General features: G+C 36.3%; 24 protein-coding genes. 11 read left to right on the plus strand and 13 right to left on the minus strand.

Annotated elements, in window-relative coordinates:
* The first annotated feature begins 10 nt into the window (after window positions 1-10).
* On the plus strand, window positions 11-1,546 hold the full coding sequence (locus DFR57_RS16995; RefSeq protein WP_114354413.1) for a Ppx/GppA family phosphatase: 1,536 nt from the start codon (window positions 11-13) through the stop codon (window positions 1,544-1,546).
* Window positions 1,547-1,707: 161 nt separating this feature from the next.
* Entirely contained in the window at window positions 1,708-3,804 is a 2,097-nt protein-coding gene (locus tag DFR57_RS17000) for an RNA degradosome polyphosphate kinase (RefSeq protein ID WP_114354414.1), read from the plus strand.
* A gap of 72 nt (window positions 3,805-3,876) precedes the next feature.
* On the opposite strand, the gene pdaA is transcribed toward DFR57_RS17000, so the two are convergent.
* A complete protein-coding gene (gene pdaA, locus DFR57_RS17005) occupies window positions 3,877-4,653 on the minus strand; it encodes a delta-lactam-biosynthetic de-N-acetylase (protein WP_114354437.1) in 777 nt (258 codons plus the stop codon).
* Between the two features lie 71 nt (window positions 4,654-4,724).
* Window positions 4,725-4,874 (minus strand): SE1561 family protein, encoded by a 150-nt coding sequence (locus DFR57_RS18355; RefSeq protein ID WP_170133025.1) that lies wholly within the window; start codon window positions 4,872-4,874, stop codon window positions 4,725-4,727.
* 137 nt (window positions 4,875-5,011) lie between these two features.
* Between DFR57_RS18355 and DFR57_RS17010 the strand changes: the two genes are divergently transcribed.
* Complete coding sequence (locus DFR57_RS17010; RefSeq protein WP_114354415.1) at window positions 5,012-5,869, plus strand: mechanosensitive ion channel family protein; 858 nt, start codon at window positions 5,012-5,014, stop codon at window positions 5,867-5,869.
* 44 nt (window positions 5,870-5,913) lie between these two features.
* On the opposite strand, the gene DFR57_RS17015 is transcribed toward DFR57_RS17010, so the two are convergent.
* Together DFR57_RS17015 and DFR57_RS17020 are read right to left on the minus strand one after the other, a co-directional pair.
* A complete protein-coding gene (locus DFR57_RS17015) occupies window positions 5,914-6,681 on the minus strand; it encodes a YfkD family protein (protein WP_245937512.1) in 768 nt (255 codons plus the stop codon).
* Window positions 6,682-7,204: 523 nt separating this feature from the next.
* Window positions 7,205-7,597, minus strand: coding sequence for an OsmC family protein (locus tag DFR57_RS17020; RefSeq protein WP_114354416.1), 393 nt, complete (start codon window positions 7,595-7,597; stop codon window positions 7,205-7,207).
* Window positions 7,598-7,781: 184 nt separating this feature from the next.
* On the opposite strand from DFR57_RS17020, the gene DFR57_RS17025 reads away from it, so the two are divergent.
* Window positions 7,782-8,957, plus strand: a complete 1,176-nt coding sequence (locus tag DFR57_RS17025; protein WP_114354417.1) for an MFS transporter — start codon at window positions 7,782-7,784, stop codon at window positions 8,955-8,957.
* An 80-nt stretch (window positions 8,958-9,037) separates the two neighbouring features.
* Here the strand turns inward: DFR57_RS17025 and DFR57_RS17030 are convergent, their stop codons facing one another.
* The gene (locus tag DFR57_RS17030) at window positions 9,038-9,706 is read right to left on the minus strand and encodes an amino acid ABC transporter permease (protein ID WP_114354418.1); all 669 of its coding nucleotides are present in this window, start codon (window positions 9,704-9,706) and stop codon (window positions 9,038-9,040) included.
* A gap of 13 nt (window positions 9,707-9,719) precedes the next feature.
* A complete protein-coding gene (locus DFR57_RS17035) occupies window positions 9,720-10,577 on the minus strand; it encodes a transporter substrate-binding domain-containing protein (RefSeq protein ID WP_114354419.1) in 858 nt (285 codons plus the stop codon).
* Window positions 10,578-10,921: 344 nt separating this feature from the next.
* Between DFR57_RS17035 and DFR57_RS17040 the strand changes: the two genes are divergently transcribed.
* Window positions 10,922-12,862 carry a heavy metal translocating P-type ATPase gene (locus tag DFR57_RS17040; protein ID WP_114354420.1) on the plus strand — a complete coding sequence of 647 codons (1,941 nt, stop codon included), beginning with the start codon at window positions 10,922-10,924 and terminating at the stop codon, window positions 12,860-12,862.
* A gap of 128 nt (window positions 12,863-12,990) precedes the next feature.
* On the opposite strand, the gene DFR57_RS17045 is transcribed toward DFR57_RS17040, so the two are convergent.
* The 6 genes from DFR57_RS17045 to DFR57_RS17070 all read right to left on the minus strand — a co-directional run bounded on the left by DFR57_RS17045 (window position 12,991) and on the right by DFR57_RS17070 (window position 16,952).
* Window positions 12,991-13,845, minus strand: coding sequence for a YihY/virulence factor BrkB family protein (locus tag DFR57_RS17045; protein WP_114354421.1), 855 nt, complete (start codon window positions 13,843-13,845; stop codon window positions 12,991-12,993).
* Window positions 13,832-14,155, minus strand: a complete 324-nt coding sequence (locus tag DFR57_RS17050; RefSeq protein ID WP_114354422.1) for a YtxH domain-containing protein — start codon at window positions 14,153-14,155, stop codon at window positions 13,832-13,834. Before DFR57_RS17050 ends, DFR57_RS17045 begins: the two co-directional genes overlap by 14 nt.
* Before the next feature lie 129 nt (window positions 14,156-14,284).
* On the minus strand, window positions 14,285-14,752 hold the full coding sequence (locus DFR57_RS17055) for a low molecular weight protein-tyrosine-phosphatase (protein WP_114354423.1): 468 nt from the start codon (window positions 14,750-14,752) through the stop codon (window positions 14,285-14,287).
* A 65-nt stretch (window positions 14,753-14,817) separates the two neighbouring features.
* Complete coding sequence (locus DFR57_RS17060) at window positions 14,818-15,492, minus strand: SOS response-associated peptidase (RefSeq protein WP_114354424.1); 675 nt, start codon at window positions 15,490-15,492, stop codon at window positions 14,818-14,820.
* Between the two features lie 27 nt (window positions 15,493-15,519).
* Window positions 15,520-16,242 carry a lysophospholipid acyltransferase family protein gene (locus tag DFR57_RS17065; RefSeq protein ID WP_114354425.1) on the minus strand — a complete coding sequence of 241 codons (723 nt, stop codon included), beginning with the start codon at window positions 16,240-16,242 and terminating at the stop codon, window positions 15,520-15,522.
* A gap of 65 nt (window positions 16,243-16,307) precedes the next feature.
* On the minus strand, window positions 16,308-16,952 hold the full coding sequence (locus DFR57_RS17070; RefSeq protein ID WP_114354426.1) for an MOSC domain-containing protein: 645 nt from the start codon (window positions 16,950-16,952) through the stop codon (window positions 16,308-16,310).
* A gap of 322 nt (window positions 16,953-17,274) precedes the next feature.
* On the opposite strand from DFR57_RS17070, the gene mreBH reads away from it, so the two are divergent.
* From mreBH to DFR57_RS17085, 3 genes are all read left to right on the plus strand, one after another.
* A complete protein-coding gene (gene mreBH / locus DFR57_RS17075) occupies window positions 17,275-18,282 on the plus strand; it encodes a rod-share determining protein MreBH (protein ID WP_114354427.1) in 1,008 nt (335 codons plus the stop codon).
* Window positions 18,283-18,687: 405 nt separating this feature from the next.
* Complete coding sequence (locus DFR57_RS17080; protein WP_114354428.1) at window positions 18,688-18,936, plus strand: DUF2164 domain-containing protein; 249 nt, start codon at window positions 18,688-18,690, stop codon at window positions 18,934-18,936.
* Between the two features lie 64 nt (window positions 18,937-19,000).
* Window positions 19,001-19,900 carry a DMT family transporter gene (locus DFR57_RS17085; protein WP_114354429.1) on the plus strand — a complete coding sequence of 300 codons (900 nt, stop codon included), beginning with the start codon at window positions 19,001-19,003 and terminating at the stop codon, window positions 19,898-19,900.
* 20 nt (window positions 19,901-19,920) lie between these two features.
* Here DFR57_RS17085 and DFR57_RS17090 read toward each other — a convergent pair whose 3' ends face one another.
* Window positions 19,921-20,691, minus strand: a complete 771-nt coding sequence (locus DFR57_RS17090; protein WP_114354430.1) for a TIGR01457 family HAD-type hydrolase — start codon at window positions 20,689-20,691, stop codon at window positions 19,921-19,923.
* 267 nt (window positions 20,692-20,958) lie between these two features.
* On the opposite strand from DFR57_RS17090, the gene zwf reads away from it, so the two are divergent.
* The 3 genes from zwf (at window position 20,959) to DFR57_RS17105 (ending at window position 23,628) form a co-directional block, all read left to right on the plus strand.
* Complete coding sequence (gene zwf, locus DFR57_RS17095) at window positions 20,959-22,443, plus strand: glucose-6-phosphate dehydrogenase (RefSeq protein WP_114354431.1); 1,485 nt, start codon at window positions 20,959-20,961, stop codon at window positions 22,441-22,443.
* 15 nt (window positions 22,444-22,458) lie between these two features.
* Entirely contained in the window at window positions 22,459-23,082 is a 624-nt protein-coding gene (locus DFR57_RS17100; RefSeq protein WP_114354432.1) for a cyclase family protein, read from the plus strand.
* A gap of 219 nt (window positions 23,083-23,301) precedes the next feature.
* Window positions 23,302-23,628, plus strand: a complete 327-nt coding sequence (locus DFR57_RS17105; protein ID WP_114354433.1) for a site-specific integrase — start codon at window positions 23,302-23,304, stop codon at window positions 23,626-23,628.
* Window positions 23,629-23,707 lie beyond the last annotated feature (79 nt).

Below are 23,707 nucleotides of genomic sequence, written 5' to 3' on the forward strand. Positions count from 1 at the left end.
GGTGGCATCGATGCAAAAAAACTATTACGCAATTATTGATATTGGCTCAAACACCATGCGGCTAGTGATTTATGTACAGGAAAAAGCTGGACGATTACGAGAAGTAGAAAACGTGAAAGCTGTTGCTCGCCTAAGAACTTTTCTAAATGACAGAAACGAATTAACGGAAGCTGGAATTGACCGGCTTTTAGAAACACTCCAAAGCTTTCAGGATGTTTTAACTATTTATAAAATTGAAGATGTAGAATGTGTGGCTACTGCTACTATTCGCCAAGCAAACAATCAAGATGAAATTAAAGATGCAGTGAAAAAGAATACTTCCTTTACCATGCGCATATTGTCAGATCAAGAGGAAGCTTTTTATGGGTATTTAGCTGTGGTCAATTCCACTTCTATTACAGAAGGGATTACCGTAGATATCGGTGGTGGCAGTACGGAAGTAACTTATTTTAAAGACCGTGAATTAATCGAAGCGCATAGTTTTCCTTTTGGTGCCTTAACGTTAAAAGAATTTTTCTCAAGCACCATACCAACAGATGAAGAATTAGAGCAATTGCAAAAATTTCTCACTAAAGAGTTCCATAGTTTGCCCTGGCTCGCTAATAAAGAAGTACCTCTTATCGCTATTGGCGGAAGTGCGCGTAACCTTGTACAAATTGATCAGAATATTAAGAAATATCCACTTGCTGGCCTTCATCAATATCGCATGTATGATACAGATATAAAGGAAGTAAGCAATTATTTAGTTTCGCAAAAAGAAAAAAAGCTCGCAAAAGTGGAGGGCCTCTCTAAAGATCGAGCGGACATTATTATTCCTGCGATTGAAGTTTTTCATAGCTTGTATCAAGTAACACAAGCAGAGAGCTTTATTTTGAGTCGTAAAGGACTGCGAGATGGTGTCTTTTATGAAAAACTATCCGAGCAAATTGGGACTCTGCTTTTTCCAAATGTTTTAGAGGATAGTATTCAAGAATTAATCAATGATTATGATTTGGCCCCAAAGCAAATCATGCATGTACAGTATTTAACTCGAAAATTATTCGATTCTTGCAAACAAAACGGACTCGCTAATTTCAGCAAACAGGATTGGATGCTACTTAAACGCGCAAGCTATGTATGTAATCTTGGAGAATATATAGATGCAGAGTCTAGTGCACAGCATACCTTCTATTTACTGGCTAACCGAACCATTGATGGTTTAATGCATAAGGAAAGGTTAAAGCTTGCCCTTATTGCCTCTTACAAAAACAAGACGGTTTTCAAGCAGTTTTTACAACCATATAAATCTTGGTTTTTAAAAGAAGAATGGAAAAAATTGAAGTATCTTGGTTCCCTGCTCAAATTTAGTTATTGTTTGGATGCAACAAAAAGACAAATTATTCAAGACATCCATATTAAGGTTACCCAAAAGAAAGTAATCTTAACGTTATATTGTGTGCAAGATTGGATGCCTGAAGAATATCAAGCAGAAAAACAAAAGAAGCATGTCGAAAAATTTATCAAAAAAGATTTAGAGCTTAATTTTGTTCCTTTAAAAAAGGCATAAAGCCTGTCATAGACGAATTTCAGTGGTGAAAAGTAGGGAAATATGGCAAGTATGCACCCGCCTGCTAAGCTGTAAAAGATAAAAATTTACAATTTCTTTACAAAAACTTTGCTTTATTCGCGTTATGATGGAAGTAGATTGTTATAAAGGAATGAGTACAAATGACATTAATGGCGATTAAAAATGATTTAAAAAATCCCCTTTATTATAATAACCGTGAAATAAGCTGGCTCCATTTTAATAAACGCGTATTAGAGGAAGCGTTTGACGAAAAAAACCCTTTAATGGAGCAACTGCGATTTTTAGCTATTTTTTCATCGAATTTAGATGAATTTTTCATGGTTCGAGTGGCTGGCTTAAAGGATCAGGTAAAGGCCGGCTTCAATCGTGCGGACAATAAGTCTGGCCTAACGCCTAAACAACAGCTCTCACAAATATCAAAACTTAATCATGAGCTTGTTTTAGATCAATACGATGTCTACAAACAACTCATACCACAGCTACATGCATCTGATATTCATTTAGTCACAATAAATGAGCTATCACAAGAACAGATAAACGAACTCGAACGCCTATTTGATGATCAAATTTATCCAGTTCTTACACCGATGGCAATTGATGCTTATCGACCTTTCCCCATGCTGTTAAATAAATCATTAAATTTAGCTATTCAACTAGAGGATAGCTACGACTCTGATGAACCAACAACGAAAACTGCGATTGTCCAAGTACCAGCCTTACTCGATCGCTTTATAAAACTCAAAGATACCGATCATTTTCTGTTACTAGAAGATGTTATTAGCTATTTTATCGGTAAATTATTTAGTGGGTACTATGTTAAATCCATAACTGAATTTCGTATTACGAGAAATGCAGATATGACAATTCATGAAGAAGGTGCTCGTGACCTTTTAAAGGAAATTGAAAAGGAATTGAAGAAAAGAAAATGGGGAGCGGCTGTAAGACTTGAGGTCAATGAGAAGGATTATGATCCCGATGTCGTTGATTTTTTGCTTCACGTATTAGAAATTCATAAAAAAGACCTTTATATTGTAAACGGTCCTCTAGATCTCACATTTTTGTTTGATTTCTACAAACTAGGTGCAGCAAATCACGAGGATCTCGTATACGAAACTTTAATGCCACAAGTTCCACAGGATATATGGCTGGGGGAAGATGTATTTGAAGCTGCTAGAAAAAGGGATTTGTTTCTTCATCATCCGTATGAATCCTTCGAGCCGGTCATAGATATGATTTCTGAAGCGGCGGATGATCCTGATGTATTAGCTATTAAACAAACCCTATACAGAGTCAGCGGGGATTCACCAATTATTGAAGGCTTAAAACGAGCTGCTGAAAACGGAAAACAGGTTACGGTCCTTGTGGAATTAAAAGCACGCTTTGACGAAGAGAATAATGTGCAATGGGCAAAGGAGCTTGAAAAAGCAGGGTGTCACGTTATATACGGAATGATCTCTTTAAAAACGCACAGTAAAATTACACTTGTAGTCCGAAGAAAATATAATCGTATTGAGCGCTTTGTCCATCTTGGCACGGGCAATTACAATGATCAAACAGCAACATTTTACACAGACATGTCTTACATTACGACAAAGAGAAGATTTGGAGTCGATGCGACTCACTTCTTTAATTATTTAAGTGGTTATACAGAAAAACCAATTTTTCATCATTTATCAATGTCGCCTTTTGAAATCAGAACAGATCTAATTCATTATATTGAAGAGGAAATTAGATTTCACAAACGGTTTAAAAATGGCCATATTATTCTAAAAATGAACTCTCTTACAGATAAACCAATTATTCAAAAGTTGTATGAGGCTTCACAAGTGGGGATACAAGTTGATTTAATTGTAAGAGGGATATGCTGTTTAAAACCTAACCTCAAAGGAATTAGTGATAACATCCGAGTGATTAGTATCGTTGGGAGATTTTTAGAGCATAGTAGAATATATTTTTTCCATTCCAATGGTGAGGAGAAAATTTTACTTTCAAGCGCAGATTTGATGACAAGAAATATGGTAAAACGGGTGGAATTAATGTTCCCAATTTTTGAGGGTCACATTAAAACAAGAATTAAAGATATTTTAGACCTTATGCTCAACGACAATGTAAAAGCTCGCATACAAGATGCTGAAGGTAATTACACGCATCTAAAGCATATGGAGGCAGAAGTAGAAACAGATAGCCAAATGGCATTGTACCGTCAAGCATATCGTGTGATGGAGGATGAAGAATAAAGCCTAAAGCAAATAACCGAACTATAGTTGATATTATAGTTCGGTTATCTTTATGTCTTATTTTGTTTTTTACTACCAACCAATAACGGACTTTGGCAAAATATCTTTGAGGACTAAATCATCCAGGCTTTTAAATTGATAGCCTTCTGCTTTCAGCTTTTTAATAACAGGCTCTAGTGCATCTAGATTATCTTTTGAAACAGTGTGTAATAATATGATCGCTCCAGGATGTATTTGCTTCATGATTTGATCATAGACATATGTGCCACCCTTTTTCTTTTCTTCCCAATCCACTATCGCCAAGGACCAAAAGACTGGAATATAACCTAATTCATTCGCCCATCCGAGTGTTGCCTCATTAAATGTACCTTTAGGCGGGCGCACATATTGCATCACCGCTTTTTCATCAACATTCTTCACTAAATTCTCTAAGCTTTTCAATTCTTTTTCATAAGCCTGCTTTGTTAAATTTGTGAAGTCAGGATGTTTATCGGAATGATTGCCGATGATATGCCCTTCTTTTAGCATGCGCTTAACGAGTGGAGCTTGGTCCTTCACATAGTGTCCAGTTAGAAAAAAAGCAGCTGGAACCTCGTGTCTCTTTAAAATATCTAATATAGGGGCCGTATACCCTGCTTCATAACCATTATCAAAGGTGAAATAAATGACTTTGTCCTCTGATTTGTCCATATAGTACGCATCGTACTTTTCGAGCATTTGTTCATAAATACCAACATTCGGCTTTTGATGATTAGTATTTTTCTTAAAGCCCCATCCGTGACTTGAAGCATCTACGGAAAGCGGGATTAGCATTAAAAATAAGAGAGAGCTGATGAGTAGTTTTTTCATGGAATCACCTTTTTTTATCTTAGCTTGCTTATAAAAGGTGTGATTATGCATGTTATCTTACACTTCCAATATTAGGATAACTCACGTTCCATTTTTTCAATGATTTTGATTAATTCATCAATATCATCAATAGATGTCTTTTCTGGGTCTAGATCATCTAATTGATTAAGAAAATGTTCAAGCTGTTCTTTTAGCTGTGTTACTTTTTCCTGCGAAGCCATTTAAATTCTCCTCTCTTCGTTCATTCTTTTCCCTCTACTATCCTAAAAGATTCTTTCCGTGCTGTCTAGTTTTCCTTTAATTATGACTCAATGATTTGTTATAATGAACGTTAGTGATATTTTTGGAGGTAACCATAATGGAAAAGTGGCTTAAATATATAGGAATTATCTATGATTATGAAATTACAAAAATTGCGATTGGAGCTATTATAACGATAACGATTGTACTTGTTTTAAGAAGAATGCTCCACTCCTTTTTTAAGCGCACTAGCTTTTTATCTGAAAAGAAAGAGAAAACATTGGAATCCATGCTTAATTCTACCATCAGATATGTTGCGACTTTTGGTTTCATTGTTTATGTATTAACAGTTTTTGAGATACAAGTAGGTAGTATCTTAGCCGGTGCTGGTGTACTTGGGATCATTTTAGGTTTCGGTGCACAAAGTCTTATTAAAGATTTGCTTGCAGGTATTTTTCTATTGTATGAAAATCAACTGGAACAAGGTGATTGGATCAAAGTTAACAATACCTATTCCGGAACGGTGGAAGAAGTGGGATTGCGTTTTCTAAAGGTTAGGCAATGGTCAGGCGTATTATTGACCTTAAGTAATGGCGAAATTAAAACGATTGAAAATTATAATATTAGACATATGCGTGTGATTGAAAATGTAACTGCAAGCTTTTACGAGAGTCCTCACAAGGTTTTTCAAGTGTTGGAAGAAACGTGCACACAATTAAATGAGGCACTCTATCCTTATTTGAAAAAGGATATTTCTGGCCAACCAGTCGAACCATTTGTGGTATATGGTCTATCCTCGATCAATGACCAATTCAGAGGGTATCAATACACCATTACTGGCCTATGTAATGATAATGTCTTCTTCACAGCCGCAAAGGAAGCGCGAAGAATTATTGCAAATAACTTGTATGAAAATAAAATCGAAATGGCTGAACAATTAATTGATGTAAGAAGCTCCACCCAACCGAAGCAATAAAAATGAAAGGCTTCCCAATTTCAAAAGCGGGAAGCCTTTCATTTTTACTTTAATTCGAAAGAAAAGGACAAATGATCTGGAATCACAATCCATGCTGCAACTTTATCAGTTGTTACGTTCTTAATTTCTAAGTTTTTTTTCGTCCCTTTTAATTCTACATAGACATCCCCGTAACGCACCTCACCTTTTTCATTAACAGCTGATGCATAGGCGCTTAAAATACCATTCTTCTTTACAGGCACATCATATGTATTGCTTAGTTTTGTATCCTTTCCAAGGGTATAAGAAAAAGCCATTGGTAATTCACCTTTTTCTCTAGCTTTAGCTAACATAAGTTGTTTTATTTGATCAGGATTATCCACCTTCGTGGCAAGTCCACCTGTTACCTTCTTTTCCTCAAGCTGATTGTAAAATAAAGTGCCAGTCTTATCTCCTGAAACATTATTTAACTCATTTTGATTTATTTTTTGGAATTGCCAGCTTATCTCTTTTTCTTTTGATTTATATGAAAGAGGCCAACGTCCTAAAAAAACACTTCCACGATAGCCAAAGGAAAAGGGTGTTGGTTTAATCGAGGTTTCATTTAACAATTTTATAAGAACTGGATTTTCAATTTGTTCGTCCGTATCTTCCAATAAATTTTTCACTTCTTTATTTGGCTCAACCTTTGACTCCCCTTCATCAACGTTGGTAAAATTATTTTGTTTCTCAATATTCACCACATGACTTGGAAGCTCAGTTTTTGCCATTGTTATAAACGGGACAGTCAACATCATTAATAGCAAGATAATTCCTAGACCTATTTTTTGCAAGCTATCTCATCCTTTTTATTTTTAGAATGAGTTTAACGTGTTCTTTTTATGCACAGAAATACGAATTAGGAAACTATACACATTATATGCCCAAGATTATGGTGTATTTCATTCGCTCCTATTGTTAAAAATGATGTAACTATATACTAGGAGAATTAGCTTATGTATCTTTTCTTCATGATTATTTCTATTTTAGGTTTACTCTTATGTGCTATTTTTTCACTCGTTTTTTCATATAAATTGCTCCGCCAACCACCTACTGTTTTTTCAGTATTTACGTTAATTATTTTATTATTTATATTAATCACAACTTTTAATACCTTTTTTAATGCCCTTTAACAGTTAAAATACTTAAATCTTTTAATCAAAATCGTCGGAAAATTAATTAGCGTAGAAGCATTGCATATTGTTTCGCGATTTAATCCTAGCATTATAAAATAAGCCGATAAAAAAAGCAGTTCAAGCTAAGGGAAAATTAGACATCCCCTCAAAGCTGAACTACTATAATTACCAAGACTATTTTTTAATTGCTGAGGTTAATGAGTTCAAGTGTTTCTACAACCTCAATACTACCTTTAACTGACTGAACCATCGTGCAATTCTTTTTTGCTAGTTCTAAACTTTTTTCTAATTTACCCTTATCTAAATTTTCACCTTTTACTATAAAATGCAAAGAGATTTTCGTAATTTTATTAGCATGTTCTGCGTCACGTTCTGCCTCTGCAGTTATGTGTAGGTCTTCAATTTCTATTTTTTTCTTTGTCAAAATCTTACGGAAAACGGAAGCACTACAACCAGCGATTGAGGCGATCATTAATTGAAATGGGCGATATCCATAATCTTCATTTCCGGAGATATCTAATTCACCGTATTCTAATTGAGTTCTAACTCCATTTTCTTTTAAATAAAACTCCATGCTTTTTTCCTCCTTTTAAAGTAAAATAGTTAAGTTGATGCAAGTTTTAAGCTTTTTTATTATTTTCATCGTTAGTTTAGGTCATACATCGAAACTATCGGCACATTTCGTGTGCATTATCTTTAGTTTAGCATAGAACACGTATGAATTCGATTTTCATACTTAAGAAAGGACATCTTGTATTATGGCACCAAATAACTTGAAATTTTGGCTTTTAATCAGCTTTGTTTTGGTATCTGGATTCTCGCAAGGAATGCTTTTACCAGTCCTAGCGATTTTATTGGAACAAAGCGGTGTTCCCTCTTCAGTAAATGGTCTACATGCAACTGGTTTGTATATCGGTGTACTTATTGCATCTCCATTTATGGAAAAACCACTTCAAAAGCTAGGCTATAAACCGATCATATTAGTCGGTGGTTTACTTGTATTTTTATCCTTAGCTTTATTCCCGCTTTGGCAAGCATTATGGTTCTGGTTTATTTTAAGGTTGCTCGTTGGTATAGGAGACCATATGCTCCATTTTGCTACACAGACATGGATTACATCAAACTCTCCTGTTGAAAAAAGAGGTAGAAATATTGCTTTATATGGTCTGTTCTTCAGTTTAGGATTTTCTATAGGTCCTATGATGACAAGATTATTATCTGTGCATGAACACCTACCTTTTATTGTTTCGGCAGGAATTGCTTTCCTAGTATGGATAGGGATGTTCTTCATTAGAAATGAATTTGTTGAAGCAGATGCACATGAAATAGAAACAACGAGAAACCAATCATCGATGACACGTTTTTATAAAGCAGGGAAAATTGCTTGGATTGCTCTTTTAGCACCGTTTACTTATGGAATATTAGAGACCTCCTTACATAGTACGTTTCCTATTTACGGATTACGCTTAGGTTATAGTGTGGATTTACTTGCATTTTTAATTCCAACTTTTTCTTTAGCAAGTTTAATTACACAAATTCCTCTGGGGATATGGAGTGATCGAATAGGGCGGAAGGCTGTTTTAAAAATTGTCGTGTTATTAGGCATGATCGCATTTATCATAGGTGCTTTTATGGAAGAACACATTATTTGGGTGTTTTTCACGTTTATCTTTGCTGGATTATGTATTGGTTCGCTGTACTCTTTAGGTGTCTCCTTTATGACTGATTTATTACCACGTACGCTTTTACCTGCGGGAAATATATTATGCGGAATCGCATTTAGTCTTGGTAGTATCTCTGGACCATATCTTGGTGGTATCTTCTTAGAGTGGTTTCCCGGCATTTCCTTTTTCTATTTTATTGCCTTCATGTTATTATTGGTCCTAATTTTATTATTCAAGAAAACTAGATCCTTAGGTACTATTGCGACTTAGTTAAAATATAAATAATCTTTTAGTGATAAGAAAACACGAGTAGAAAGATACCTACTCGTGTTTTTTAACCATCTTTTTAATTATTTTTGCACGTAACGACTAAAGCGATCTTCTAATCGTTCCTGGAAGAAAGCAATGATAATACACAGCGGCCAATATATTAGCGCAACTAAAATATACATTGTTAAGGAATCAAATGATCTCCCACCAGCTATTTGCGCTTTTTGAAATAATTCCGGAACAGTAATAACAGCTGCAAGAGAAGTTGCTTTTACTAAATCCAAGAACACATTTGTCAAAGGCGGGATTGAAATGCGTGTTGCCTGTGGCAATACAATTTTCCGTAATGATTGAAAATATGAAAAACCTAAAGCTTTTGCAGATTCCCATTGTCCATATGGAACGCTATTTAACGATGCTCGATTGATTTCAGCAATATAGGCTGCGCTATTCAATCCAAAGCCAAGCACTGCTGCTACATATGCTGACATATTCAAATTTACCATCGGCAAGCCGTAGTATAAAATAAATAAAAAGACCAAAATTGGCGTACCTCGCATAAACGAAATATAGATACGCGCTGGATAGCGTAATAATTTTGCAGAAGAGCTTCTAGCTAGCGAAAGAAAGAGTCCTAAAGTTAAACCGAGTGCCATCGATACAAACGATACTGCAATCGTCATCGGTAAGCCGCTTAAGACAAGCGGTAAATTCTCTATCGCTAATTTAACATCAAAAAAGTCCTGCATTCTTTATCACACCTTATAAATCAAGACCTTCGATTTCCTCAATTTCACCCTCAGGCTCTTTTGAAGCATCCTCTTGATAAAATTTCGTTGCTAACTCCGATAATGTTCCATCTTCACGCATTTCTGCTAATACTTCGTTTATTCTTTCCTGAAGATCATTTGCATCCTTATCCATTGCTACTGCTTGCTCAGTAGGATGGAACTTCAAATCTGGATGAAGGTGAATATCAAACTCTGGAAAAGCACCCACACCAAATTTAGATAAGAAATAATCATTTACTATTACATCGGTATTTCCATTATGAACATCACGTAAATACGCTTCATTTGGCGCATTACCGTATGTAACCACTTCTGCACCAAAGTGTTCTGCTATTTGACTAAAGATTGTGGTAGCACCGCCACCAGCTCTTTTACCCTCTAAATCTTCTAATGTTTCAATCCCAGAGTTATCTTCTTCACGTACTACCATCGTACTAAAAGAGTATTTATATGGATCAGAAAAATTATTTTTTTCCTTACGGCTATCTGTTACCTCAATATCATTAACAGCTACATCAATTCTACCACTTTCAATCGCAGGAAGCATGCTATCGATTCCCATTATTTCAAATTTAACCTCTAGATCGAGTCTTTTACCAATCTCTTTCATTACCTCAACATCATATCCAGTTAATTCATCTGTCTCTTCTTCATAATAAGAAGCAGCAATTAATGTACCCGAAGTACCAGCGACAATCTCGCCTTTTTCTTCAATCTCAGCTAATTTCCCATCAGATTCAGACTGACCTGATTGTTCTTCTGAATCACCTTCTCCACATGCAACTAAGAAAAGGAATAAAACCCCAATAATTAAAAAAAATTTCTTCATCCTGAAACACCCCTTATATTTTGTTATAGATAGTTCACCTAATAAAAGATAACAGTTAATTCTGATTATTTCAAGATTTAAACATCCTGTATCTATTAAAAAAATCATCTGTTATATATAACAAAAAAGCTCAATATAACAGTAATATATTTTCTAATTGATAATCGTTCTATTCATAAAGAATCCATAATTCCCTCTTGATTTCTCCTCTCTATATGATAATATAATATTAAGTACTACTTTATAATAATTATAAATAAGATAATGATTATTATTATCAATTAACCTAATTTAAACGATTTACTAATGATTAACATTCTCAATTAGATAAGGAGTGTTCAAAAATGGCGACACAAACTAAAATTATTTTAAATAAGAAGCCTGCGAATCATTTTCATTCATTAAAAGAGTATCCTAGTTTTCAATTCGTTCGAACACATGCAGAGTTAATTGCAGCTCTCTTGAGTGGTGTATTAATTCTTAGCGCATGGCTCTTTAGCAGCATGTTAAGCAGTAATGCTCAAGTTGCTGTACTTTTAAGCGCATTCGTAATTGGTGGCTTTGCTAAAGCAAAAGAAGGTATAGAAGAAACCATTCAAGATAGGACACTGAATGTAGAATTATTAATGATCCTAGCTGCAATCGGCTCAGCTTCAATTGGCTACTGGACAGAAGGGGCTATATTAATATTCATCTTTGCACTATCTGGCGCACTTGAGACGTACACCATGAATAAAAGTGAAAAAGAAATTGCTTCATTAATGGATTTACAACCCGAAACCGCATGGAAGCTAACAGACAATGGCACAGTAGAGGTTCGTGTAGAAGAGCTTACTATAGGTGATAGCATTGTCATCAAGGCTGGGGAGAGAATTCCTGCTGACGGAAAAATTATAAAGGGTTCCACCACCATTGACGAAAGTGCTTTAACAGGAGAATCCATTCCTGTTGAAAAAGAAATCGACGAAGATGTATTTACTGGTACAGTAAATGGCAATGGTAATATTACGGTTGAGATTAATAAGCTTTCAAGTGAATCTCTTTTTCAAAAAATAGTGGAGCTCGTGCAAGCAGCAAAAAGTGAAAGGTCACCTTCCCAGTTATTTATTGAACGCTTTGAAAGCACCTATGTGAAAATAGTGCTGTTGACTGTTGCCTTTATGATGTTTTTACCACATTACTTAGTTGGATGGAGCTGGACGGATACTATTTACCGGGCGATGATACTACTTGTTGTTGCATCTCCATGTGCACTTGTAGCCTCTATCATGCCTGCTACCCTTTCATCCATTTCTTCCAATGCTAGAAATGGCGTTCTATTTAAAGGCGGATTACATCTTGAAAACTTAGCCTCCATTAAAGCAATCGCCTTTGATAAAACGGGCACACTTACAGAAGGAAAACCTGCAGTAACAGATAACTTAGTAAAAAATGATATCGATACAACAGCACTACATGAAATAGTAGGATCGATCGAAAAAGCTTCTACCCACCCTTTAGCACAGGCTGTCGTTAATTGGTGTGAAAAAGAAAACTATTCTACCAACCTGGAAGTCGATGAGATTCAAACAATTAGCGGAAAAGGTGTAAAAGCTATTGTGAATGGTGATGAATGGTTAATTGGAAGCGCAAGATTTGTTGGAACCGAAAAAGCAGAGAATTTTTTAGAAAGTTATGGCAATACCTTTAATAGAGAAGCGAAAACAATTGTATATGTGGCAAAAGAGGAAGTTGTAGTGGCCGCTTATGCTTTAAAGGATCAGATGCGAAAAGATACCTTAAAGGCAATTCAAACGTTCAATAATTTAGGAATTAAAACCATTATGTTAACTGGTGATAACGAATCTACAGCTAAAGCAATTGCAGCTGAGGCAAATATTAGCGAGTACCATGCCAATTGCTTACCACAAGATAAAGTAGAAATCCTTAAAAAGCTTCGAGAGAAGGAAGAAAGAGTAGCGATGATTGGCGATGGAATTAATGATGCGCCCGCACTAGCTACTGCAAACTTAGGTATTGCAATGGGAGCCGGTAGTGATGTAGCGCTCGAAACGGCAGATGTTGTGCTAGTAAAAAATAATTTACCAAAAATCGTAGAGGCGCTTCAAGCATCTAAGAGAATGAATCGCGTGATTAAGCAAAATGTCATCTTTTCTATCGCTGTTATTCTTGTTTTAATCACATCGAACTTCTTACAAGCAATAGATCTGCCACTCGGAGTCATTGGCCATGAAGGAAGTACAATACTTGTTATTCTTAATGGATTAAGATTATTGAAAATTTAAATTATAGCTGGAAAAATTACAAAACTAATGATACTCCTACTTTATGGAAAAGTCTTTTAGTTTAGAGATGTTGAACTGCCCATATAAAAAAGGTACTGCCCGATCATTCGGTAACAGTACCTTTTTTGTTATGTTGCAACTTTTCTCTCTTTGCTTTTCTTTTCGATTAGAGCATTGATTTCTCCACCTGTAATAATAATGATGCCTGATAGGTAAAACCAAATCATAAGTATAATGACACCACCAAGGCTTCCGTATGTTGCGGAATAATTTCCCATTGTGGTTACATAATAAGAGAATGCTAATGAAGCTAATTGCCAAAATACTGTTGCAAAAATAGCACCTACATACACATGCTTAAAATATACACGTTTACTTGGGGCTAGACGGTATAAGACCACTAACACAATAAAGAATACAATAGATGATATCACCCATCTTAATGTATTCCACATACTCAAGAACCCATCTGAAAGTCCAAAAAATGAAAACAAATAGACACCAATCATACGGCCAAATATCGGTAATACAAAAGCAGTAATAATAACAACAACCATTGCTACTGTTAGAACAATAGAAATAGCTCTTGCGATTAAAAAGGAACGATCTTCCTCAATATTATAAGCAGTGTTAAGCGATCGCATAAGTGCGTTTATTCCGTTTGAAGCTGACCATAAGGTACCAATAATACCTATGGATAATAAACCACCATTACGATCATTTGCAATCTGTGAGATATTGTCATTTAACAGGGTCATAATTTCTTCCGGTGCATAAGTAGAAAGAAAGCTCATGACGTCAATATCATCGAAGGGTAGATAACCGACTAGGGTCACTAAAAATAAAATAAAGGGTAATAATGATAGCAGGAAAAAGTAAGCAAGCTGCGCTGCAAGACCAGTAACATCATCATCCATAACACGTTTACCCAACTGTTTCCCGAAGGACACAATTGGGTGCTTCATCAAACTATTTTTGTTCATTGCTAGCTCCAGTTGACTCTTCTAGTATTGCTTCGCTTTTATCCTCCACTGAATTCGTTACTTCTTCTAATTGATTTAAAATAGATAACACACTAGAAAGACCAGCAGAAACTTGCTTGGAAGCTTTTTGGTATCCATGATTAAGTTGATTTAAAGCATCAGATGGATGCTTCACGTAATACCCGGCAGAGTCCTTTGATTCTGATAATTTTCTACTAGCATACCTTCTTGTATCCTCATCAAATAGCGTAATTAAACCTCCCGCTACTGCTCCAATAATGATACCTTTACATAATAATTGTTTACCCATTTACTATCATCCTTTCTGCGTCTTTTTTTAAGAAGAATTGTGTCTTTAAATGTGTGATGAATAGAATTCATTTGTATTACTTCGAACCTTAAAATATGCCTCACATAGCTTCATGCCTATGTGAATTTTTTACTTTTTCTCGTTCTTCAAAAAATGATATAACTTTTCACAGCCCTCTTTTACTAATTCATAGGTGTAATCAAAATTCTTTGTAAAGTAAGGGTCAGGAACATTTTGTTCTTTCGGATTATCTACAAAATCCATTAATCGTTTCACAACTACCTGCTGATTTAGATGACGAAAAGCTTCAAGGTCTTGCATGTTTTGTTCATCCATTGCAACAATATAGTCATACTGATCCCAATCAGCCTCTTGTATCTGTCTAGCCTCTTGTCCTTGATAGCTTATCTCATAACGATCTAAGATATCTCTTGTGCCTTGATGAGGAGGTTTGCCTACATGCCAATTCCCCATTCCTGCTGAGTCAATTTCAAAGTTTTGCTCTTCTCTCTTTTCTTTTACGATTTGTCTAAAAATCGCTTCTGCCATTGGTGATCGGCAAATATTTCCTAAACAAACAAATAATACTTTAATCATATAATACCACCTATTCTAATTTTCTAACCTTCTTTTTCCATTGAGTCCTTTTTTATCCGACCAGTTTAAGAGCTCAACGGTTCAATGCATGCTTTTTCTTCGTTTTTAACTGAATTGACAGTATTGCTCACATTATAGGCAGCCAAATCACTTATCTCGATCTCTTGTAAAAAAGCAGCTCTTTCTATAGGATCTGTTGCATTTGGGTTTATCCATTCGTTTTCTTTTCCTTCTGGTAAAATCACCGGCATTCTGTCATGAATATCCGACATAAAGGAGTTCGCTTCCTTTGTAAGAATGGTACAGGTGAACAAAACCTCACCGTCTTTCTCCCATTTATCCCATAATCCCGCAAAGGCAAAAAGAGGTCGATTTTCTAAATAAATACGTTTTGGTTGCTTTCCCGCCTCTGTCTTCTTCCATTCATAAAAACTATCAGCAACAATGAGACAACGTTTGTTGGCCATTAATCGTTTAAAGCTAGGCTTTTCATGCGCTGTTTCACTTCGTGCATTAATCATTTTATACCCTATTTTTTTATCCTTTGACCAGCTCGGTACCAGTCCCCATTTAATTGGACCCATTCTTTTCTTCGTTCCATCATGAATGATCGAAAGGATTTCTTGTCCTGGAGCAATATTATATCTTGGCAAATAGTCGCTGAAATCAGACTTCCCTTCTAATCCAAATGCTTCATATATCTCAAATTCACTTACTGTTAAAGTGAACCGACCACACATAGCCTTCACCCCTTCAGCTTAAAGTAGCTATTCTTTGGTATTTTTTAATAACGTGGTTCTAATTTCTTCTGATATATTTTCCATAATTTCTACATTCTTTTGGGTTTGATATACTTCAGGGTCTATTGGTTTGTGTATCCACATTTGAACATGCGCAGGTTTAATGGCACCATCATTACCCTCTAACATATGATAAGTGCCATCAATCGCAATCGGTACGATAGGCACCTTTGCCTTTGTTCCTAATCGTAAACTACCCGCTTTAAATTCTTTTAAACTAGCCCCTTTACTTCTTGTTCCCTCTGGGAAAATTACTAATGAATATCCATCCTTTAAATTTTCTATTCCCTTCGCCATCACTTTAATTGCTTCTCTTTTATTGGCACGATCGATAAATACACAGCCTATCTCTTCCATCCAGCTACTTATGATAGGCAGTCGTTTAATTTCTTTTTTAGCGATAAATCCAATTGGTCTATCTAAGTACCCAAGTAATAATAAAATATCAAATAAGCCTTGATGGTTAGCGACGTAAAGTGCTGGGCCATCAGGTAAGTTTTCTTTCCCATGAACTTCTACTGTGGTTTTTGTTTTCTTGATCACTTTTTCTGAAACCTGTTGAGCGGTTTGAAAAATTTCTTCTTGCTGATTAAATTTCTCTTCCTTACTTAGTTTTTTAACTTTTCGTAATTTCGGTAAGGTGTTAAATACAATGATCGCTGCATAGGTGTATATCCATAGTGTACGCAATGTTGTTCTCCCCTATTATCTAAAATATTGTTTTTCTTTTTTATAGTGTGGTCCATGCCCATCCATTATTTTCGCTCTAACTTCTTTTTTAAAGATGCACGGACATTACTTGCGAGTTTTGGGTGTTCACTAAAAAGCTGTATGTCTCTTTCGCCAACAGAATTGTGAAATAGCGCCTTAAATATAGCCGAAGATGATATTTCTGCCGGATCCTGATAAACTTTTTCCACTACAGAATCCTTTGAAACGTCACCTTCTTTGAGAACACGGAAATAATAACCGCCGTAGCCTGTTTCTGTCACGATCTTCGGAATATCTTTAATTTGATGATAGGCCGCTATTTTGTAGCATGGCTGCCTTGGCTGCGATATTTCTATAATGGCGTCTCCTAATTGGAATTGATCTCCTATATAAACAGCCTCTTCAGTTAACCCTTTAATGGTGATATTTTCGCCAAAAGCTGGATAGGAAAAGGAACGATCATAATGTTTTTCCCAAAAGGGATAATGCTCCACAGGATAAAAGAGTAAAGCTTTCTCCTCACCCCCATGGTTTTTCAGATCGGCTTGGCCGTCCTCTGTGAATCCGGTTTTGGTTAACCTTACAGCATGTTCAATCGGTTTTTTTACGAAACCTGTTTCGATTTCTTTCGTGCCGAACTGATAGGTGGACGGTTTGCCCACATTAAAAGATACGATTTTATAGGTCAACGTATTTCCTCCCCATCTTTTTAGAGCTTATTTCTCTCATTATACTAAAAATAGCGTGTGCCGTCGTGGATTCAAAATTCTCTCTTTGGTAATCGATTTGGCCATACAAAATTTTATCTTGTCGAAAATAGTTTTATTTGATAAAAAAAGTGTGTTTTAAGGTGCGAGGTGACGCAAAAATACAAGTTTTTGTGTTTATTTACATTAATCCCCTGCAGACCTACCCCCATAATTTTCGTTAGACTTAAGAAAAGCTATATAGAAAGTATTGCTATATTTACTTAATAAAAAATTATCTTGATTATAAACTGGAGGATTCATTATGTTTTCAAATGCTGAAGTAGGAATCGATTTAGGTACTGCAAATGTTTTAATATATACAAAATCAAAGGGTATCGTTCTCAATGAGCCATCTGTTGTGGCCATTGACACCCGCACAAAGCAAGTCGTTGCTGTTGGAAATGACGCAAAAAATATGATCGGAAAAACACCAGGACATATCGTCCCTATCCGCCCGCTTCGTGACGGTGTGATCGCTGACTTTGATACAACCACGCAGATGTTACGTGTATTACTTAAAAAGGTTAGTAAAACTGCTGGGTTATCCATGCGCAAGCCTAGTGTGGTTGTTTGTACTCCGTCTGGAAGCACAGCTGTAGAGCGCCGTGCTATCCATAATGCCGTTAAAAATTATGGAGCGAAAGAGGTACATCTAATTGAAGAACCTGTCGCTGCTGCTATTGGAGCGGACTTACCTGTTGCAGAGCCAACTGCTAGTGTCATCGTAGATATTGGTGGCGGAACTAGTGAAGTTGGGATTATTTCCTTTGGTGGAGTGGTTTCGTGTAAATCAGTTCGTGTTGGTGGAGACCATATGGATGAAGAGATTATTCAATTCGTACGTAAAAATTTCAATGTGTTAATCGGAGAAAGCACAGCAGAGAACATTAAGATGGAAATTGGACATGCATTAATCGATCACAAGGAAGAAACAATGGAAGTAAGAGGCCGTGACCTTGTTACAGGACTGCCTCGCGTTGTAACTGTTACTTCTACGCAGGTACAATCTGCGATCAAAGAAACGCTGGAATCCATCTTCACAGCTATCCGTGATACGTTAGAAAACTGTCCGCCTGAACTAAGTGGAGATATCGTTGACCACGGCATTACCCTAACTGGTGGTGGCGCTCTATTAAAAGGAATGCAAGATTGGTTAAAGCAAGAAGTAAACGTGCCTGTGCACATGGCACCAAATCCGTTAGAATCAGTTGCAATCGGAACAGGCCGCTCCCTTCAAATGATACACAAGCTACAAAAAGCAGCGAAATAAAGTGAGACTTGCATCAATGGGTGGGTTTTCCCAGTGATGCTTAGCGTCCGTTGATCTTTCTTTCTACGGACGCTTAGCGCGGCGATAAAATGAGACTTCCACAAGTGGATGCACTTGCCACTTGTGCCTAGCGAAACTTATCATATTAATATGCAGTTTAGCAGGGATCTTCCTATTTGGAGATTCCTGCTTTGTGTGCATTTTGGCCATGAATTACTCCGATTTGGCCATGAAATTTACTAGTTTGGCCAAGCAAGCGCGTTATTTGGTCATGAAATCATTTCGTTTGGCCATGCATGCATCCATTTTGGCCATGAAACCTCCACAAGTGGCTGAGCGAAACTGCCAATTCACGCTAACTCTGCTATACTTTACATAAATATGGTATGAAAAGAGGCATGACACATGAAACAACCATTCGAACTATCCAAAGAGAAGAAGGAACAACTAATTCTATCGATAAAGCAATACTACCTAAAGGAACGCGATGAAGAATTAGGAAATCTAGAAGCTGGATTTATTCTGGACTTCATCATGAAGGAGATTGCGCCTACTTTTTACAACCTTGGAGTAGAAGACGCCCACCACTTTTTATCTGAGAAATTAGAAGATATATTTGAGATTCAAAGAATAGAGCCCTCCGAGAAATTATGATAGTATTGATTTCGCATATACTTTTTGAAATCCATCTATTAAATTGAAAATAAGGAGGGATTGTTTGAAAGCCTATTTACTACTCATACTTGCAGCAATATTCTATGCAGGGAATTTGATTGTCGGTAAGCCTGTTACACAGGAAATCCCACCAATTACGCTTTCCTTTTTTAGATATTTAATCGCAGCACTTGTCATTTTCCCGATTGGCTACCGGGAGTGGAAAAATAATCGGATTCTTTGGAAAAAGGAATGGAAGGCGATCCTTTCGTTATCAATTTCTGGCCTTGTATTATTTAATATTTTTGTATACTTAGCACTGAATTATACTACTTCGATCAATGCTGGGATCGTCGAAGCGTCAACACCTATTTTCACTCTTCTATTAACCTTTATTCTCTTTAAAGAGAGAGTTACCCGAATGCAGCTATTAGGGGTGTTTATTTCTTTATTCGGTGTTTTTGTTGTTATTACCAAGGGGTCACTTGAAGTCATTATGTCGCTTGAAGTGAACATTGGTGACTTGATTATGCTCTTAGCAATGATTACCTGGGCCGTCTATTCTATCTTTATAAAACAGCATACATGGAAATTTCCAACCTATGGTGCGCTTCTTGTAATGTCGGTTGTTGCAATTATTATCTTTATTCCATTAACATGGATTGAATTTAACTCGTGGTCTGAGATCACATGGTCATGGAATGTCGTTTTAGGACTATTATATCTCGGTATTTTCCCCTCATTAATTGCATTAGTCGCATACAATAAAGGGGTACAGGCCATTGGTCCGTCACGGGCCTCTATCTTTTTAAATTTAATACCTGTATTCACGATGATCGGTGCGGTGATCTTTTTAAAGGAACAACTAACCTTCATTCAAGTAGGTGGAGCTTTCTTAGTTATTTTTGGTGTTCTCATTACAAATCGAGTGAACATACGAAAAAAACAAGGCATGCGTGTTTAAAGCGCATGCCTTGTTTTTGTTTAATCCTCTAATATCCAATCAGCCAAGGAATCAATGGTATAGGTTGGTTTTACTTCAATTTTTTCTAAATGTGCTTTTGTTGTAACACCCGTGTGCACTAATAGTGAATCGATACCTGCATTAATTCCAGCTAAAATATCTGTATCGTAATTGTCTCCTACCATTAACGTTTCTTCTTTTTTTGTGCCAAGCACTTCTAAAGCCTGCTCCACGATTATCGCTTCTGGCTTTCCGATAAATTTTGGTGTCACACCTGTAGTGACGGATAAAACAGAAATAAGAGATCCAGCACCAGGTAAAAATCCTCGTTCAGTTGGAAGTGCGACGTCCCCGTTAGTTGCTACAAATTTAGCACCATTACGAATATTTAATGCACCTACGGCTAATTTTTCATAATTAAGCTCACGGTCCAGTCCCATTACTACCACATCTGCATCATCTTCCACAACTTCTAAACCAACCTCTTTAAGTGCAGCATGCAACCCTTCTTCGCCAATTGCGAAAACTTTCGCATCCGCTTGTTGCTCTTTAATGTAGCTTGCTGTGGCCATGCTTGTTGTGAAAACATGCTCCGTTGTGGATGGAACTCCCATTTCCACTAACTTTTCCGATACATCCTTCGGGTGTTTTGTAGAATTATTTGTTAAAAATAAATAAGGTAACTTTCTTTTCTCTAATTCTTTTACAAATGTAATAGCTTCTTCAATCTTTTCAGTCCCTTTATATACAGTTCCATCTAAATCAATTAAAAATCCACGGTACTTTTTCATAATTTCCTCCTAAATGTTTAGAATATTCTATGTATTTCATTTGTCATTTTTCACATACATGATAGTATATAAATATGGAAAAATCACTAGCCACACCATCACTCTCTATCATGTGAATTGTTATTCACAGAAACACCTTGCATGATAGTGTATAATGGTTAGGAGACATATCGTTATATGATTATAGCATATCGTGACACATATGCGTACAAGCACAAGCATAAGCAAAACTGTGAAAATAATCAATGAGAAAGGTAGTTTAAGTTAATGACAACGAACACTCCAAAAGCAGTAATCGTGATTTTTGGTGCTACAGGTGATTTGGCAAATAGAAAACTATACCCTTCTATTTATCGCCTATATCGCAACGGAAAATTATCCGATAATTTTGCCGTAATCGGGGTAGCTAGACGACCTCTTACAAACGAAGATTTTCAGAATAACGTAAAAAAATCAATCGAGAACTTCGATGATCCACATATTGATAAAGATGAATTTGCGAGCCATTTTCATTATAATCCATTCGATATTCAAGATTTGGGTCACTATCAAGCATTGGATAAATTTATCAATGCACTTGATGAAAAACATCAAACAGAAGGAAATCGTCTTTTCTATTTCTCAATGGCGCCTAACTTCTTTGGGACCCTTGCCGCTAATTTGAAATCAGAGGGATTAACAACTGCTAAAGGCTGGACACGTCTTGTAATCGAAAAACCATTTGGTCACGATTACCCTTCAGCAAAAGAATTAAATGATCAAATACGTGAGGCATTTGATGAAGATCAAATTTACCGCATTGACCATTACTTAGGAAAAGAAATGGTTCAAAATATTGAAGTAATTCGTTTTGCAAACGCATTGTTTGAGCCACTTTGGAATAATCAACATATATCCAATATTCAAATCACTTCTAGTGAAGTTTTAGGTGTGGAAGAACGTGGACGCTATTATGACAGTGCTGGCGCATTAAAAGATATGGTTCAAAATCACATGTTACAAATGATGGCACTGATCGCAATGGATCCACCAATTAAACTTTCACCTGAGGAAATCCGCAGTGAAAAAGTAAAAGTATTACGTGCCCTTCGTCCTATGACAGAAGACGATGTGCACAAGTATTTTGTGCGTGGTCAATACGACAAAGGTCTTGTAAATGGAGAAGAGTTACCTGCCTACCGTGCTGGTAACGGTGTAGATCCTGATTCAAACACAGATACCTTTGTTGCAGCTAAATTAATGATTGATAATTTCCGCTGGGCTGGCGTGCCAATTTATATGCGTACTGGTAAACGTATGAAGCAAAAATCAACTGAAATTGTAGTAGAATTCAAAGACTTGCCAATGAATCTTTATTACGGTAAAGAGCATGACACTCGTCCAAACCTTTTAGTTATACATGTGCAGCCACATGAAGGAATCACCTTACATGTAAATGCTAAAAAAGGTGACTACAGTGCTTCTTCTACTCCAATTCAGTTAAGCTATGAAAACAGTAGCCACGATAAAATGAATACGCCTGAAGCATATGAGATTTTATTGCATGATTGTATGCGTGGCGATTCTACTAACTTTACCCACTGGGATGAAGTGGCATTATCTTGGAAATTTGTTGACGTCATTGCAGATGCATGGGGTAAAAAGAAAGCAGACTTCCCTAACTATGAAACTGGATCAAACGGTCCTAAAGCTGCAGACGATTTGTTAGCAGAAGATGGCTTCCAGTGGTGGGATGTAACACCTAATAAATAAGGTGAAGGTGATAAGATGAAATTTTACGATATAAGCATGCCGATTACACCGGATATGATGGTTTGGGAAAACAATGAAGGAAGTAAGCCTAACTTAAACAGAAATGTTGAAAAACACGTTACTTCAACGACAATGACCCTAAATCTTCATACTGGTACACATATCGATGCACCACTTCATATGATCAACGATGCGGATACATTTGAAACAATAAACCTTGATCGATTGGTTCGAAAGGTAAAGGTTATTGATCTTACAGACGCGAAAGATGGTATTACAAGATCTGATTTAGAGGACTGCTCGATTGAAAAAGGCGATTTTCTCTTATGTCGAACAACTAATTCATTTCACACAACTAATCAATTCGACTTTGACTTTATTTATCTTAAAGAAGATGCTGCAGATTTTTGTATCGAAAAGCAAATTGATGGAATTGGGATTGACACCTTAGGCATTGAACGAAGCCAGGAGGGCAATCCAACCCATCGTAAGCTTTTCCGAAATGATATTATCATCATGGAGGGTTTGCGCCTTTCTGAAATTGAAGCAGGTGAGTACTTTATGGTAGCCTCTCCGCTTCACTTAGTTGGAACGGAAGCAGCTCCAGCACGCGTGCTTTTATTTGATAAAGAGATATAATAGTTAGAAGCCATCCTCACAAATGAGGATGGCTTCTTTTATTTCTCTTCTCTAGCCCTAGTGCATATCTCTATATATGTTACAAAACCTATGTTAAAATTTACTTATGTAACATAGAATGAAATTAGTAGCTATTATTTTCCTTACAATACTTAATCATGGTTACTACTTTAGACTATTAAAACTTATCCGTATCTTTGATTGAAGAGGTGAATACATATGGAAGCAGTCGATCCAATCAAAAGTATCACGCAAATTAAACAAATGAAGGCTATCTTGAAAAAGTCTTCTATGCGTGACCATTTACTTTTTGTGTTTGGCATTAATACAGGTATTCGTATTCATCGTCTCCTCCATTTAAAAGTAGAAGATATAAGTAAGGACGGGAAAGTATATGAATATATCGATTTGTTCGAAACGACCTCCGAAAAAAAGCAATCCTATTTTATTAATCCAATCCTAAAGAACACATTAGAATCCTATTTAGAAGCGACTGCATTCAGCAGTAAGGATTACCTTTTTCCCACAAATGTATTTCGCAAGTGAAAAGTGAGCCATTTCGCAATTTAATTTTGAGCCACTTCTTCAGCACTTGTTTTTATCCATTCTTCAGTTTCTTTCATTC

The organism is Saliterribacillus persicus (assembly GCF_003337485.1).
In the GTDB taxonomy this organism is placed as follows: Bacteria; Bacillota; Bacilli; order Bacillales; family Amphibacillaceae; genus Saliterribacillus; species Saliterribacillus persicus.

What these genes read in the sequence shown, in the direction of transcription:
- DFR57_RS16995 (WP_114354413.1), top strand. Translation starts at nt 11, where the DNA reads ATGCAAAAAAACTATTACGCAATTATTGATATTGGCTCAAACACCATG.
- DFR57_RS17000 (WP_114354414.1), top strand. Translation starts at nt 1,708, where the DNA reads ATGACATTAATGGCGATTAAAAATGATTTAAAAAATCCCCTTTATTAT.
- pdaA (WP_114354437.1), bottom strand. Translation starts at nt 4,653, where the DNA reads ATGAAAAAACTACTCATCAGCTCTCTCTTATTTTTAATGCTAATCCCG.
- DFR57_RS18355 (WP_170133025.1), bottom strand. Translation starts at nt 4,874, where the DNA reads ATGGCTTCGCAGGAAAAAGTAACACAGCTAAAAGAACAGCTTGAACAT.
- DFR57_RS17010 (WP_114354415.1), top strand. Translation starts at nt 5,012, where the DNA reads ATGGAAAAGTGGCTTAAATATATAGGAATTATCTATGATTATGAAATT.
- DFR57_RS17020 (WP_114354416.1), bottom strand. Translation starts at nt 7,597, where the DNA reads ATGGAGTTTTATTTAAAAGAAAATGGAGTTAGAACTCAATTAGAATAC.
- DFR57_RS17025 (WP_114354417.1), top strand. Translation starts at nt 7,782, where the DNA reads ATGGCACCAAATAACTTGAAATTTTGGCTTTTAATCAGCTTTGTTTTG.
- DFR57_RS17030 (WP_114354418.1), bottom strand. Translation starts at nt 9,706, where the DNA reads ATGCAGGACTTTTTTGATGTTAAATTAGCGATAGAGAATTTACCGCTT.
- DFR57_RS17035 (WP_114354419.1), bottom strand. Translation starts at nt 10,577, where the DNA reads ATGAAGAAATTTTTTTTAATTATTGGGGTTTTATTCCTTTTCTTAGTT.
- DFR57_RS17040 (WP_114354420.1), top strand. Translation starts at nt 10,922, where the DNA reads ATGGCGACACAAACTAAAATTATTTTAAATAAGAAGCCTGCGAATCAT.
- DFR57_RS17045 (WP_114354421.1), bottom strand. Translation starts at nt 13,845, where the DNA reads ATGAACAAAAATAGTTTGATGAAGCACCCAATTGTGTCCTTCGGGAAA.
- DFR57_RS17050 (WP_114354422.1), bottom strand. Translation starts at nt 14,155, where the DNA reads ATGGGTAAACAATTATTATGTAAAGGTATCATTATTGGAGCAGTAGCG.
- DFR57_RS17055 (WP_114354423.1), bottom strand. Translation starts at nt 14,752, where the DNA reads ATGATTAAAGTATTATTTGTTTGTTTAGGAAATATTTGCCGATCACCA.
- DFR57_RS17060 (WP_114354424.1), bottom strand. Translation starts at nt 15,492, where the DNA reads ATGTGTGGTCGGTTCACTTTAACAGTAAGTGAATTTGAGATATATGAA.
- mreBH (WP_114354427.1), top strand. Translation starts at nt 17,275, where the DNA reads ATGTTTTCAAATGCTGAAGTAGGAATCGATTTAGGTACTGCAAATGTT.
- DFR57_RS17080 (WP_114354428.1), top strand. Translation starts at nt 18,688, where the DNA reads ATGAAACAACCATTCGAACTATCCAAAGAGAAGAAGGAACAACTAATT.
- DFR57_RS17090 (WP_114354430.1), bottom strand. Translation starts at nt 20,691, where the DNA reads ATGAAAAAGTACCGTGGATTTTTAATTGATTTAGATGGAACTGTATAT.
- zwf (WP_114354431.1), top strand. Translation starts at nt 20,959, where the DNA reads ATGACAACGAACACTCCAAAAGCAGTAATCGTGATTTTTGGTGCTACA.
- DFR57_RS17100 (WP_114354432.1), top strand. Translation starts at nt 22,459, where the DNA reads ATGAAATTTTACGATATAAGCATGCCGATTACACCGGATATGATGGTT.
- DFR57_RS17105 (WP_114354433.1), top strand. Translation starts at nt 23,302, where the DNA reads ATGGAAGCAGTCGATCCAATCAAAAGTATCACGCAAATTAAACAAATG.